Genomic DNA, 13,350 nt, shown 5'->3' with positions numbered 1-13,350 from the left:
CGATTATGGCAATGCGTTTAGGTGACGAACAAGATGATAGCGGTGAAATGCATGAAATTAACGTAACACCATTTATTGATGTTATGTTGGTTTTGCTAATTATCTTCATGGTTGCTGCGCCATTGGCAACAGTTGATATTAAAGTTGATTTACCAGCTTCAACTGCAAAACCACAGCCACGCCCTGAAAAACCGATATTCTTGACAGTCAAGTCAGATAACCAATTGTTTCTTGGTGAGCAAGCCGTAACAAAAGAGCAATTAGGTTCATCTCTTGATATAGCGACAAATACAAATAAAGAGACAACAATTTTCTTCCAAGCGGATAAAAGCGTTGATTATGAAACCATGATGGATGTGATGAATTCTCTTCGTCAATCCGGATATCTCAAAATTGGTTTAGTTGGAATGGAAGCCACCACAGCTAAATAGTCGCAAAATAATAATATATTAACGCACTAAATTTTTAATCTAATCAATTAAAGATTTAGTGCGTTTTTATTTGTGTAGCAAACTGTATTCATTGTTTATTTTCAATCTTAAAAAGATTGGCAATAAAGGCGTCTCTTAGTTACATGCCATATTAAAATACATCGATATATGAATAGTATTTTTCAAATGAAAAGTTTAATTCATTAATTTTTTGAATTTATTTGCTTTTGCTTGATATCTTTAAATTTTATTTATGGTGGATTGTTTATTTTGTTTTATTCTATTTTAGATGGGGTAACTATATTATTTAACTGTATTGGTAATTTGGTTATTTATGTTATTAGTTCTATCTTAGTTATCCATATAAGTAATTTTACTTATTCTTGGTATGGTTTTTATCCTTTTAATCCTATTTTGATTTGTATAATATGCTGTTTTCATTGTTGTATTTTTGTTTTTTCGATGTTGCTGTTTTTATATCATATATTTATTTCGAAAATAAACTATCAAGATATATTAAATTATTACATTGATTGATATTTGATCTGTTTTTCTATAATAAATAAAAATATTTAATAGTTAACGTAAGGTTATTTATATAAATAATTAAATGCTATTTCATTATTTAACTTATGCAATTTTCAAGTTGTCGATTTATATGTAAATTATCTATGAAAGTCTCTAGATATCTTTCTTTTTTAGTTTTTTATTTAAAAATTAGTATTTATATCTATTTTGTTAAATCTTACTGACGATATTTAAAATAAAAAAATACTTGCGCCAGCATTAAGTTTAGTTATAATGCAGACAATAACATCTGGAAACATTTTTAAATATTTTTGTTGGCTATTTATTTTACCTTTATCAGTTAAAAATAAATAGAATGAATTAGATTTTATAGGATATAAATATTTTTAACTCTGACAAAATATTTTTTAAGTTGAAAAATGTTATATCTGAGTCTAATGGGCTGACTTCAGACTACGCATAGCATGCACGCTGTAATAAGCAATTTCATATATACTCCTCTACAAATAGATAAAGTAAAATTACACATTTCAGCGTTATCTTTTGATAACGCTTTTTTTAATTCAATGAATTATAAAACCATGTTTTGATATAACATAACTTATGTTACCAATTTTTTGTTAAGTATTTTTATAAGTAAATTGGATGTTATCTGCGGTAAAGGTAAATGTTGAAATTTATTTTTCTGTATATCAAATCATCTATTCTGACTCTATTTCAATCAATATCATCGCTGTCAAAATAGGCAAAAAAAATTAATATATCTTAAATATACAAAGTCGTGTTTCCATAAATATGGTCAACTAATACGATTTGGTAGAGAGTGAATATAGATCAATTTTTTATGACTAAATACCTTCACGAAATAAATAATATGAGTATGATGTGCTGCTAGCCACTGTGGGGAATATATCGCTAAGATCTTTCAAGTTGTGTTAATTCGCTAAATAGCCGCTCTCTATTAAGCTGTATGAGGTTGTTTTTCGCTATAAATGTAACTTGAATTATTCGCGGTATAGATACAACAGTGGGATCTTCTGCCAGGTGCTGGTGTTGAATCAATTGGACGTTACAATGACTTGGTCTGAGTTTAAATCTCACTATCTCATCCGTTTTTGGAAACCTTTACCCGCAGTTATTGCTGCAGGTGTTCTTTCGACTTATTATTTTGGCTTAACGGGGACTTTTTGGGCTGTTACCGGTGAATTTACTCGCTGGGGTGGTCATATCCTTCAACTATTTGGTGCTGAACCTGAAAAATGGGGATACTTCAAAGTCATCGGTTTTGAAGGCAGCCCACTTGATAGAATTGATGGTGTCATGATCATCGGGATGTTTGCTGGATGTTTTGCCGCAGCATTATGGGCAAATAATATCAAATTGCGCATGCCTCAGCATCGAATTCGCATTATTCAAGCTATTGCTGGTGGGATTATTGCCGGTTTTGGTGCGCGCTTAGCGATGGGATGTAATTTAGCCGCATTTTTCACGGGTATCCCTCAATTTTCTCTACATGCATGGTTTTTTGCTGTTGCTACTGCGGCTGGATCTTATTTTGGTGCTAAATTTACCTTGATGCCAATGTTCCGGATCCCAATAAAACTACAAAAAGTGTCTGCTGCTTCACCATTAACACAAAAAGTTGAGAGTGCGAAAAAGCGTTTTAAATTAGGAATGATTATTTTTCTACTTGCTCTTGCATGGGGTTTTTATACTTTATGGAACTCTCCCGTTTTTGGTATTGCGATTTTATGTGGAATTGGTTTTGGTTTATTAATTGAACGCGCACAAATTTGTTTTACATCAGCATTTCGTGATTTGTGGATCACGGGTCGAACTCATATGGCTAAAGCTATTATTATTGGGATGGCCGTCAGTGCGATTGGAATTTTTAGCTATGTGCAACTTGGCGCGACACCTAAAATTTTATGGGCCGGACCTAATGCTGTCATTGGTGGACTGCTGTTTGGTTTTGGTATTGTCCTCGCGGGAGGTTGTGAAACCGGTTGGATGTACCGTGCTGTAGAAGGTCAAGTCCATTATTGGTGGGTAGGATTTGGCAATATTATTGGTGCAACAATTCTTGCTTATTATTGGGATGATTTAGCACCATGGCTAGCAACTGATTTTGATAAAGTCAATTTACTTGAGACATTTGGCCCGCAAGGTGGTTTAGCGGTCACTTATCTTTTATTAGCTTTAGCCTTTATTTTAATGCTTGCATGGGAAAAATACTTTTTCCGCAAACGTGCACCAATACAAATTGCAAAATCAGCGGAGGCATAATATATGAGCCACAAAGACATTATTCCTGATTATCGTTTAGATATGGTTGGAGAACCTTGCCCATATCCTGCGGTAGCGACATTAGAAGCCATGCCATCTTTAAAGCCAGGAGAGATATTAGAGGTCGTGAGCGATTGTCCGCAATCTATTAATAATATTCCTTTGGATGCAAAGAATTATGGTTATAAAGTCTTGGATATTCAACAAGATGGGCCAACTATTCGTTATTTAATCCAAAAATAAAGAGTAACAAGGGAAAAATGAAAGAATCAAATTTTTCCCTTGTTTATTAGTGAGTTGAATCAATCTTTTGATTGATATTCAGTATGACTCATCCTGCCAAGTTGTTAAATCTAAAACCAGTTCACATTCATCATCAATATATGAACCTGTTGGAATAAATCCAAGTTTTTGATAAAACTCAAAAGGGCTTCCTTCGCCTTCACCACAGCTATTATATAAACGTGGATAACCTTTCTTTTTAAGATAGCGGATTACTTGGATCAACGCTTCACGACCAAACCCGAGTTTTTGATAAGGTTCCGCTATCATAAAGCGCCATAACATAATGCCATCATATTCAAGTTCATCATCATCTAAGCCTGAATGCAGCATGATAAAACCAACAGGTGTGTCATCGGCATAAATTCCCCGATACCATGCGCAATCCGAAAATTGTGCTTCGACAATGGAATAGGCATTATCAGCGACCATACTGCGTTGCTCTTCACTGAGGGTATGGCTGAGTAAGCAAATCTCAGAAAAATTCTCTGCGGTAATTTTTTGTAGTGTAACAAGTGAATGTTCATCTACTTCATGCTCGATGAGATCTTTCATAACACATCCTGCAATTAAAATTATTTTTTATATATCCATGATATTTCAATTGGTTAACTTTATTTTTTATTCTTTTGAGCCAAGATTAACCGCTTGAACTATTCTTGGATATAACAATATTGGGTTTAATAGATAAAATTGCTACGATTTTGTAACTGAAATGTAATTTAATTCACCAGAGATTAGGTAGGTAGTCAATGATTTAATGGTGGCAATGCTGGCGGGGTCTAAAAAGTGATGTAAATGTATTCGAAGGTGTCGACATTTGTTGTGAAAATAATCAAGAAACATCAACAACCTTCTAGCAAATATGAGGTAGTACTAATAATTAGCTTTCGGCTTCCCCACCTAACACATCAATGAGGCGAGCAATGAGCGCGCTAAGTTCACCCGTCATTAAAACATAGTCAGCATCGAAACGTTGGGCATAGTCTTCCTTGCCAATATCATCATTCTGTTCTTTCAAAGTATCACTAAATTTAATTCGTTTTATCGAACCATCATCAGAAAACATAAATTGTATACGTTCTTCCCAGTCTAGAGCGAGTTTCGTCACTAATTTACCGGCTTCAATATGGGTAGCAATTTCGTCTGAAATCAAATCTTGTTGTTTACAACGAATAACGCCGCCTTCTTCGAGAATAGCTTTTAACTCAGCTTCATCCATAACAGCAAAGCCTTGCGGCAAGGAGCCAGAGCGCACCCATTCAGTTAATGTTAATTCAATGGGTTCTTTAAATGTTAAAGGAACAACAGGCAATGAACCTAAGCTTTTACGAAGCAGGGCGAGGTTATCTTCAGCTCGTTTAGCACTGGCGGCATCAACAATAACCAATTGATTGGCAATATCAATCCAAATATAGGTTTTATTAAATTTACTAAAAGCACGGGGAAGTAAAGTATGAATAACTTCATCTTTTAGAGAATCTTTCTCCGTTTTTTTGAGTTTACGACCTTGATCGGCTTCTAGTTTTTCAATTTTATCTTGTAGCTCCTGCTTAATAACAGGAGATGGCAGCATTTTTTCTTCTTTTTTTGCACAGATTAGAATTTGTTGGCCTGCTGCATGAGTCAGAGAATCCCCCCCTTTTAACGGAGAAACCCAACCTGTTTTCATCATGTCTTGGCTACCACAAGGATGGTAGGCGAGGGGGGCAAGCTGTTTTTCCAAATCATCGGCAGAAAGAGACAATTCTCTATTTAGACGATAGACCAGTATATTCTTGAACCACATGAAAAACCTACCTTTGTTGATGGATTACCTATTTTAATCAAGGGCTATGATAGCGAATTGTCAGTTATTAAGCGAAAAAAATATCGGGAAGGATCTTGCTGTGTGTGATAGCGGTTTGGTTGATAAAACAATATCCGCGATGCTAAGTTATTGTTCATTATTGAGATATTGAAACATGCAACTTAAATTATTTTCGGTATATACTTCGAAACAAGATATTAAGCTTAAGTTGTGCCCGAGTTTTTCCAATACTTTAGGGTTTAAAGCTATTAAGAGGAATTATAGTGAATAATATTTTTAGATTTTCAGCGCTGGCGTTATTTGTTGCATTTAATGCTAATGCTGCCACTGTTGATTTGCGTGTAATGGAAACATCAGACATACACAGTAACTTAATTGATTTTGATTATTTTAAAGATAAATCAACGGATCAGTTTGGCTATGTCCGTACAGCAAGTTTAATTAAAGCTGCTAAAGGTGAAGTGATAAATGCTGTTTTAGTCGATAACGGCGATTTGATCCAAGGCAGCCCATTAGCGGATTATGTGGCCTCTAAAGGATTGGCTGAAGGTGAATCCCATCCCGCGCATAGCTTAATGAATACCATGGGCTACACTGTCGGTAATTTCGGTAATCATGAATTTAATTTTGGCCTCGATTATTTAAAACAAGCCATTGCAGGAGCTAAATTTCCTTATATAAATGCCAATATTATTGATGCAAAAACGGGAGAGAACTATTTCACGCCTTACATTATTGTTGACACGCCAGTAAAAGATCGTGATGGAAAAACGCATAATATAAAAATTGGTTATATTGGCTTTGTACCACCACAAATTATGATTTGGGATAAACCAAATCTTAGCGGCAAAGTGCGAGTCAATGATATTACTGAGACAGCTAAAAAGTTTGTTCCTCAAATGAAAAAAGAGGGCGCTGACCTTATTGTTGCTATTCCACATTCTGGTTTTTCGCAAGAGCCATATAAAGCAATGGCTGAAAACTCCGTTTACTATCTGAGTGAAGTTCCTGATATTGATGCCATCATGTTTGGTCACTCGCATGGCGTATTTCCTAGTAAAGAATTTGAGAATATTCAAGGCGTCGATATTAACAAAGGTACTGTGAATGGTATTCCAGCGGTTATGCCAGGTCAGTGGGGGGATCATCTTGGTGTAGTCGATATGGTTCTCAATAATGATGATGGTGATTGGAAAGTCATTGATGCTCAAGCTCATGCCCGTGCAATTTATGATAAGACTAACAAAAAGCCATTAGTTGAGCGTGATGATGAGTTGGCTAAACTTATTGATAAACCACATAATGATACTCGCCAGTTTGTCAGTAAGTTGATTGGGAAAGCCTCAGACAATATGTACAGCTATTTAGCGCTAGTACAAAGTGATCCGACGGTACAAATTGTCAATGATGCTCAGGCAGATTACACCCGCCATTATATTCAAGGTGATCCAGATTTATCGGATCTACCGGTTTTGTCTGCGGCAGCCCCATTTAAAGTGGGAGGCCGTAAAAATGCCCCAGCAGAATTTGTGGAAGTTGAAAAAGGGGATTTGACTTTCCGCAACGCAGCCGATTTATATCTCTTCCCAAATACTTTAGTCGTTGTGAAGGCTACAGGTGCTGATGTTGTTGAATGGTTGGAATGTTCAGCGGGTATGTTCAATCAAATTGATCCTCAATCGACAAAGCCTCAAAGTTTGATCAATTGGGACGGTTTCAGAACCTATAATTTTGATACGATCAGCGGGATAAACTACCAAATCGATCTAACTGAACCTGCAAAATATGATACAGATTGCCAGTTGGTGAATAAACAGGCAAATCGGATTAAAGAAGTTACCTATCAAGGAAAACCGATTGATCCAAAAGCAACTTTCTTAATTGCGACAAATAATTATCGTGCTTATGGTGGAAAATTTGCAGGAACTGGCGATGCCAATATTGCTTTCGCTTCCCCTGATGAAAATCGCAGTGTTCTAGCGTCTTATATTGCTAAAGTATCAAAAGAAAAGGGGCAAGTGACTAGCCAAGCAGATAATAATTGGCTATTTTCACCAATCAAAACAGATAAGAAGCTGGATATTCGTTTTGAAACGTCACCAAGCGACAAGGCAGCGGAATTTATCAAACAACATGCACAATATCCAATCAAGCATGTAGGTACAGATGACATTGGCTTTGCTGTTTATCAAATTGATTTGCAAGCTAAATAAGTTAGGTCATTAATTCGTGTAGATTATCTCCTTTTGGGATAAAAATCAGTCAATTGAAAGCTCCAATAGTTAAATAATTAACTGTGGAGCTTTTAACTATATAACTTACTGATAAATAACATCCAATATTGGTTTTTCATTATAGCGGCCATATTCCACTTTAACATAATCAGAGCTTAATTTTTGAGCCTCTTTCAGGGTGCTCACTTTAGTCATATTTTTGCCATTACGATAGCAATGGATATTGACATTTTTGGGTGATTTGATGTTGAGCTCACATTGTTCTTCAACAATAGCACCAAAAAATGAGATCGTTCCTTCAGCAATGTTTTGATTCATTGAATAGCAAGTAAAACTAGAAATGAGAGCAACAGCGGCAGTAGCGAGTAAGGATAATGACTTCATTGTCTACCTCCTATATTGCAACAGCTTCATTGGAAGGCTTTATATTGATGACAATTTAATGTCATCAATATAAGTATAGTTCAGATACATGTAAAATATATGACAAATATTAAGAAATCAGCGAGTTTTTATTTTATATAACAATTGGTTGAATTATATGCAGCGCAAATTAAGTTTATTTTTTAATAATCATATTTAATATTTAACTTAATATTTACTTAACAATTCTATGTTACTTAATATGATGTAATTTGTTAAAAAAGTGTAGTGTTTAATTGTGTTCATTTACAATTAATTTGATGTGTATGAGAAGTGGGGTTTGGGTAGGATATTACACTGAAAAAACACATTTAAATTTTCCCTCTACTTCTTTATACATAAGAGTAGAGGGAAATATACTTGCTTCAAGAGGATAATTTATTTGAAGATTTTGAAACGAACTTCATCATCCATAAAGTCTTTATCACCTGCTGGTGAATTAATTGAACCAAAGACCATTTGCGCGCGTAAAACCCAGCTATCAGGGGTTCCCCACTCTTTTTGTACGAAGTTATCAATCAGCGGGTTGTAGTGTTGTAATGAAGCTCCTACTTGCTCTTGTGCTAATGCTGTCCAGACAGCGAATTGAGCAATACCGCTTGCTTGTTCTGACCAGATAGGGAAATTATCTGCATACAAAGGGAACTGTTCTTGTAAGCCTTTAACTACGGACATATCTTCAAAGAATAAGATTGAGCCAGCACCAGCGCTAAAGCTATCAATTTTTTTCTCAGTACCGCTAAATGCTTCAGCAGGAACGATTTTTCTCAGCGTCTCTTTTGTTGTTTCCCACAATTTTTTATGTTCATCACCAAATAAAATAACAACACGTGATGTTTGTGAGTTAAAAGATGAAGGTGAGTGTTTAACGGCTTCTTTGACTAAATTTATAATGTGTTCATGAGAAACAGGTAATTTATTGCCGAGATCATAAATAGTACGACGATTTTTAATCATTTCGATAAATGCGTTTGACATGTGAGTCTCCTAGCTATTTTTAAGCACACGGCATTTTATTAAAATTTCAGACGCCGTTATTTATTCATTGGTTATTACTATAACTTGCTAGCATAAAAATCATAGAAAAAAATTTAACCATAAGATTCAAATTTTTGGATAAAGAAAAAAGTTTATTATTTCTATGATAAATCAAATGGTTATTTTTATTGTGCGTTTATTTTTCGCATGAGATAGCTCATTTTTTATCAATGAAGTTACTCATATTGAATTATTTTTAATAAGATGATGGCGATAGCGACAAAGCGTATTGCCGCTATCATCCTGAAAATTTAATGAAGTTCAGAAAGGGGTTTAACGATTTGGATTTTCGTTCCGCCAAAATTATCTTGAATATAATTTTTGACGGCTTCTGTGTGGTATAACTCACCTAATTTATTAAAGGCTGGATTATCTTTATTGGTAGATTTGACGACAAGAACATTAATTTTATCGTTAATACTTTCATCATTTTGTTCTCTAAATAAAGAATCTGTTAAAGCATTTAATCCACCTTCTTGTGCGGCTGTATTACCAATAACTGCAATATCAACATCGGGTAATGCTCTTGGTCCATGGGCATATTTAATTTGTCTAAATTTTAAATTTTTGGGGTTATCAATAATGTCATTGACTGAACCTGTCGCCTGATTAAAGTCAGGCTTAAGCGTGATTAATTTCGATTTTTGCAATAATAATAGTGCGCGTGCATGATTTGCTGAATCATTTGGAATAGCCACTAATGCTCCATTATTGGGGAGTTGTTCAAGTGTTTTATATTTCGATGAATAAATAGCCATGGGTTCGAAATAAGTGGTTGTAATTGCAGTTAATTGATTTTGATGACTTTGGTTAAAATCTTTTAAAAATCCCCATGATTGAAAGGCATTTACATCAACATCACCATCAATTGTAGCAATGTTTAACGTGACGCCATCATCTATAATTTTAACATCAATATCCAATCCCGCCTCTTTAGTGGCTTGGGATTGAGCAATAAATTTCCAGATATCAGAATCACTACCATGACTACCAATAATAATTTTATGCCTACCTTGCTGGCTGGTATTGGAAGTTTGTTGTGGTTGTTGTGGTTTATCGTCTTGAGAACAAGCACTGATCACAAAAACAGAAAGGACAAGTAGCGATGTTATTATTTTTTTCATTTTTAAATCCTCAAAAATTTGTTGTTATTATCTAATCAGATTAAATAACTATTTTTGAAATAACATTTGGTCAATAAAAAGAGTATTTAGTTATATGCAAAGTGTTGATTAAACTTAAATGGTTATATCGATATAGTTTTATATTATTTTAAGTATTTTACTAATATGGGGTTTAATTGTCTCACTGTGAATTTATTCTTCATGGTTATTAAATCATCAGGTTAAAAATTTAATATATAGCCAATGTTTTATGAAATTGTAGATAAATAACCTTGGTGTATATCGTGATTAATTAATAATGAAATGTTTTTTAATCCATTAAATAATAGAAATAATAGGGTTTAATTATGTCATTATATTCATTGCCGATTATTGATCTTAGTGAATTGGATAATCCAAAAACGCGAGATAACTTTTATAAAAAATTACGTTTTATTGCCCGAGAAATTGGTTTTTTTTATCTAGTTGGGCACAATATTACACCAACACAGCGAGAAAATTTATTAGCTACGACAAAACGTTTTTTTGCTTTACCTAAAGCGGAAAAAGAAAAAATAGCGATGAGTCAATCAAAGCATTTTCGCGGATATACCGCATCAACAGAGGAAAATACGCGAAATCAGCCTGACTATCGCGAGCAAATTGATATTGGTGAAGAGTTACCCACTTTAGCCCTTAGCGCACAAGATCCCATTTGGTTTAATTTACAAGGTCCAAACCAATGGCCAGATGCTTTGCCTGAATTAAAAACACAGGCATTGGCATGGCAAAGTGATATGAGATCAATTGCTGTTAAATTAATTAAAGCCTTTCTTGTCGCATTGGAATTACCGGAAGATAGTTTAGATAATATTATTGGCCAACCTTCTCAACATTTATTAAAACTCATTCATTATCCAGCTAGAGAAGATAATAATACGGGCGAACAAGGTGTTGGTGCTCATAAAGATGCCGGCTTATTAACATTATTATGGCAGGATAATACGGGCGGATTACAAGTTGAAACAGATAATGGTTGGGTGGATGTGGAACCATTAGAGAATGCATTTGTGATTAATATTGGTGAAGTGTTTGAACTTGCAACAAATGGTTATTTACGCGCGAATGTTCATCAAGTCGTAAGAAAACAAAATAGTGTTTCCCGTTATTCTATTGCTTATTTTATTACGCCAAGTATTTATGCTGAAGAAGTGCCACTATTACCTTTACCAGAACATCTTGCCAAGCAAGCATTAGGGCCTGATAGCGATCCTTTAAACCCAATGTTTACTAATTTAGGAAAAAATGCCATTAAAGGGCGGTTGCGTTCACATTTATCTGTTACGCAAAAGTTTTATCCTGACGAATACGAACAAATTGTCAAGAATAGCAACATCTTATGATGTACTCTGTATAAGGGTTGTTGATTATTATTATCGGAGTACAACTATGTCAGACAGTTATTATAAAAAAGAGTTAAATGGGCACGTGCTTTCACCAGAAACATTGATGATGAGTTATGGTTATGATCCAAGATTATCTGAAGGGGCAATAAAGCCTCCTGTATTTTTAACCTCAACCTTTGTCTTTAAAACAGCTCAGGAAGGGAAAGATTTTTTTAATTTAGTTAGTGGACGCACACAAACATCGGGCAATGAAAAACAAGGACTAGTCTATTCACGTTTCAATCATCCTAACAGCGAAATTGTTGAGGATAGATTAGCGCTCTATGAAGGTGCTGAAAGTGCAGCCCTTTTTTCATCTGGCATGTCAGCTATCACGACATGTTTAATGGCTTTTCTTAAGCCGGGGGATGTTTTACTGCATTCCCAACCGCTTTATGGTGGAACTGAAACGCTATTTCTAAATACATTGGCGCGTTTTGGTGTCACTTCAGTGCCTTTTCAAAGTGGTTGCGATGGTGATGCAATCCGTAAAGTGATTGACGGTATTGAGCCTGGCAAAAACATTGCAGCAATCTATATTGAAACACCGTCTAATCCTGCAAATACGTTAGTGGACATTCACTTACTTAGTCAAATTGCTCAAGAAATAGGGGAAACACGCCAAGATACCAAACCATTGCTTGTCTGTGATAACACCATGCTAGGCCCTGTTTTCCAAAAGCCAACAGCATTAGGTGCAGATTTAAGTGTGTACTCACTAACTAAATATGTCGGTGGTCATTCTGATTTAGTTGCTGGTGGTGTGGTTGGTCGTCGTGAATTAGTGAATAAAGTGCGAGCGCAGCGCAATGCTATCGGCACTCAGCTTGATCCTCATTCAAGTTGGATGCTGGGACGCTCTTTAGAAACTTTGCAATTGCGGATGGAAAAAGCGAATGATAATGCACAAAAATTAGCGCATTTCCTGCATCAACATCCAAAGGTTAAAAAAGTGCATTACCCAGAATTTTTACCAAAAGATAGCCAAGAATATCAGGTTTACCAAACGCAATGTACGGGTGCAGGTTCGACACTCTCTATCAATGTTGGTGAAAATGAAGAAGAGGCCTTTAAATTCCTCGACAATCTTGCGTTATTTAAATTAGCTGTCAGTTTAGGTGGAACTGAATCGCTGGCTTGCCATCCTGCTTCAACGACACATTCAGGTATTAAAGAATCAGTGCGCAATCAAATCGGTATTGATAGCAATTTAGTGCGTTTATCTGTCGGAATAGAAAATGCGAATGATCTTCAAGAAGCGTTATCACAAGCCCTTGATGCAATTTGATACTTAGCTAGCCATATATGATATTAAGAAAGGAAGCAGATCCGTTAGACAGAAGCAAATGGAGCACCAAGGATGGTGCATCACAGTTTAGAATTTTTAGTGTTCTCTTGATCTATATGATTTAGATGAAATAAAGCATCTTGATCACCATTCTTTGCTGCTTTTTTAAACCACTCAACCGCTTTCGCTGCATCGTAAGGTAAGCAGTCACCTGATTCATACATAATGCCAAGCATATATTGAGCTTTGGCGTGACCTTGCTCCGCTGCTTTTTGATACCACCCAATCGCTTTAGCCGTATCTTTGGGAATGCCTTCACCTACATCATATATTGTTCCAATATTATATTGAGCATTAACATCGCCTTGTTCCGCCTTTTCCAATATCTGATTGATTTCTTCAAGTGGCATTGGCATAAGGCCTAACATCTTTTTTATTTTTTTAAACATGGTTAACTGACCAAATTGATTTCGATAATGTTA

Annotated in this window: 12 protein-coding genes; 6 read left to right on the top strand and 6 right to left on the bottom strand. The window is 35.2% G+C overall.

Going from position 1 to position 13,350, the window contains the following annotated elements:
- Positions 1-5: 5 nt before the first annotated feature.
- From exbD to yedF, 3 genes are all read left to right on the top strand, one after another.
- Positions 6-431: a TonB system transport protein ExbD gene (gene exbD, locus OO7_RS15020; RefSeq protein WP_008916786.1), complete on the top strand. Its 426-nt coding sequence runs from the start codon at positions 6-8 to the stop codon at positions 429-431.
- Between the two features lie 1,602 nt (positions 432-2,033).
- Complete coding sequence (yedE, locus tag OO7_RS15015) at positions 2,034-3,245, top strand: selenium metabolism membrane protein YedE/FdhT (RefSeq protein ID WP_008916785.1); 1,212 nt, start codon at positions 2,034-2,036, stop codon at positions 3,243-3,245.
- Positions 3,246-3,248: 3 nt separating this feature from the next.
- Positions 3,249-3,488: a sulfurtransferase-like selenium metabolism protein YedF gene (gene yedF / locus OO7_RS15010; protein WP_008916784.1), complete on the top strand. Its 240-nt coding sequence runs from the start codon at positions 3,249-3,251 to the stop codon at positions 3,486-3,488.
- Between the two features lie 78 nt (positions 3,489-3,566).
- Here the strand turns inward: yedF and OO7_RS15005 are convergent, their stop codons facing one another.
- Both OO7_RS15005 and rdgC read right to left on the bottom strand, forming a co-directional pair.
- Positions 3,567-4,082 (bottom strand): GNAT family N-acetyltransferase, encoded by a 516-nt coding sequence (locus OO7_RS15005; RefSeq protein WP_008916783.1) that lies wholly within the window; start codon positions 4,080-4,082, stop codon positions 3,567-3,569.
- 328 nt (positions 4,083-4,410) lie between these two features.
- The gene (rdgC, locus tag OO7_RS15000; protein WP_008916782.1) at positions 4,411-5,316 is read right to left on the bottom strand and encodes a recombination-associated protein RdgC; all 906 of its coding nucleotides are present in this window, start codon (positions 5,314-5,316) and stop codon (positions 4,411-4,413) included.
- Positions 5,317-5,600: 284 nt separating this feature from the next.
- Here rdgC and OO7_RS14995 point away from each other — a divergent pair, with 284 nt between their 5' ends.
- Positions 5,601-7,550 (top strand): bifunctional 2',3'-cyclic-nucleotide 2'-phosphodiesterase/3'-nucleotidase, encoded by a 1,950-nt coding sequence (locus tag OO7_RS14995; protein ID WP_008916781.1) that lies wholly within the window; start codon positions 5,601-5,603, stop codon positions 7,548-7,550.
- Between the two features lie 105 nt (positions 7,551-7,655).
- Here OO7_RS14995 and OO7_RS14990 read toward each other — a convergent pair whose 3' ends face one another.
- The 3 genes from OO7_RS14990 to OO7_RS14980 form a co-directional block, all read right to left on the bottom strand.
- Positions 7,656-7,955, bottom strand: a complete 300-nt coding sequence (locus tag OO7_RS14990; protein WP_008916780.1) for a hypothetical protein — start codon at positions 7,953-7,955, stop codon at positions 7,656-7,658.
- 417 nt (positions 7,956-8,372) lie between these two features.
- Positions 8,373-8,972, bottom strand: a complete 600-nt coding sequence (locus OO7_RS14985; protein ID WP_008916779.1) for a nitroreductase family protein — start codon at positions 8,970-8,972, stop codon at positions 8,373-8,375.
- Between the two features lie 311 nt (positions 8,973-9,283).
- A complete protein-coding gene (locus tag OO7_RS14980) occupies positions 9,284-10,156 on the bottom strand; it encodes a MetQ/NlpA family ABC transporter substrate-binding protein (RefSeq protein WP_008916778.1) in 873 nt (290 codons plus the stop codon).
- A gap of 347 nt (positions 10,157-10,503) precedes the next feature.
- Between OO7_RS14980 and OO7_RS14975 the strand changes: the two genes are divergently transcribed.
- Both OO7_RS14975 and OO7_RS14970 read left to right on the top strand, forming a co-directional pair.
- Entirely contained in the window at positions 10,504-11,538 is a 1,035-nt protein-coding gene (locus OO7_RS14975; protein ID WP_008916777.1) for an isopenicillin N synthase family dioxygenase, read from the top strand.
- 46 nt (positions 11,539-11,584) lie between these two features.
- Positions 11,585-12,868 carry a cystathionine gamma-synthase family protein gene (locus tag OO7_RS14970; protein WP_008916776.1) on the top strand — a complete coding sequence of 428 codons (1,284 nt, stop codon included), beginning with the start codon at positions 11,585-11,587 and terminating at the stop codon, positions 12,866-12,868.
- An 80-nt stretch (positions 12,869-12,948) separates the two neighbouring features.
- Here the strand turns inward: OO7_RS14970 and OO7_RS14965 are convergent, their stop codons facing one another.
- Positions 12,949-13,317, bottom strand: a complete 369-nt coding sequence (locus tag OO7_RS14965) for an SEL1-like repeat protein (RefSeq protein WP_043892741.1) — start codon at positions 13,315-13,317, stop codon at positions 12,949-12,951.
- Positions 13,318-13,350: the final 33 nt, after the last annotated feature.

Origin of the sequence: Providencia sneebia DSM 19967, from assembly GCF_000314895.2 — a bacterium.
GTDB lineage: Bacteria > Pseudomonadota > Gammaproteobacteria > Enterobacterales > Enterobacteriaceae > Providencia > Providencia sneebia.
Note: the sequence above shows the minus strand (reverse complement) of the source record. Positions and strands in the feature narration are given on the sequence as shown.

What these genes read in the sequence shown, in the direction of transcription:
- exbD (WP_008916786.1), top strand. Translation starts at nt 6, where the DNA reads ATGGCAATGCGTTTAGGTGACGAACAAGATGATAGCGGTGAAATGCAT.
- yedE (WP_008916785.1), top strand. Translation starts at nt 2,034, where the DNA reads ATGACTTGGTCTGAGTTTAAATCTCACTATCTCATCCGTTTTTGGAAA.
- yedF (WP_008916784.1), top strand. Translation starts at nt 3,249, where the DNA reads ATGAGCCACAAAGACATTATTCCTGATTATCGTTTAGATATGGTTGGA.
- OO7_RS15005 (WP_008916783.1), bottom strand. Translation starts at nt 4,082, where the DNA reads ATGAAAGATCTCATCGAGCATGAAGTAGATGAACATTCACTTGTTACA.
- rdgC (WP_008916782.1), bottom strand. Translation starts at nt 5,316, where the DNA reads ATGTGGTTCAAGAATATACTGGTCTATCGTCTAAATAGAGAATTGTCT.
- OO7_RS14990 (WP_008916780.1), bottom strand. Translation starts at nt 7,955, where the DNA reads ATGAAGTCATTATCCTTACTCGCTACTGCCGCTGTTGCTCTCATTTCT.
- OO7_RS14985 (WP_008916779.1), bottom strand. Translation starts at nt 8,972, where the DNA reads ATGTCAAACGCATTTATCGAAATGATTAAAAATCGTCGTACTATTTAT.
- OO7_RS14980 (WP_008916778.1), bottom strand. Translation starts at nt 10,156, where the DNA reads ATGAAAAAAATAATAACATCGCTACTTGTCCTTTCTGTTTTTGTGATC.
- OO7_RS14975 (WP_008916777.1), top strand. Translation starts at nt 10,504, where the DNA reads ATGTCATTATATTCATTGCCGATTATTGATCTTAGTGAATTGGATAAT.
- OO7_RS14970 (WP_008916776.1), top strand. Translation starts at nt 11,585, where the DNA reads ATGTCAGACAGTTATTATAAAAAAGAGTTAAATGGGCACGTGCTTTCA.
- OO7_RS14965 (WP_043892741.1), bottom strand. Translation starts at nt 13,317, where the DNA reads ATGTTTAAAAAAATAAAAAAGATGTTAGGCCTTATGCCAATGCCACTT.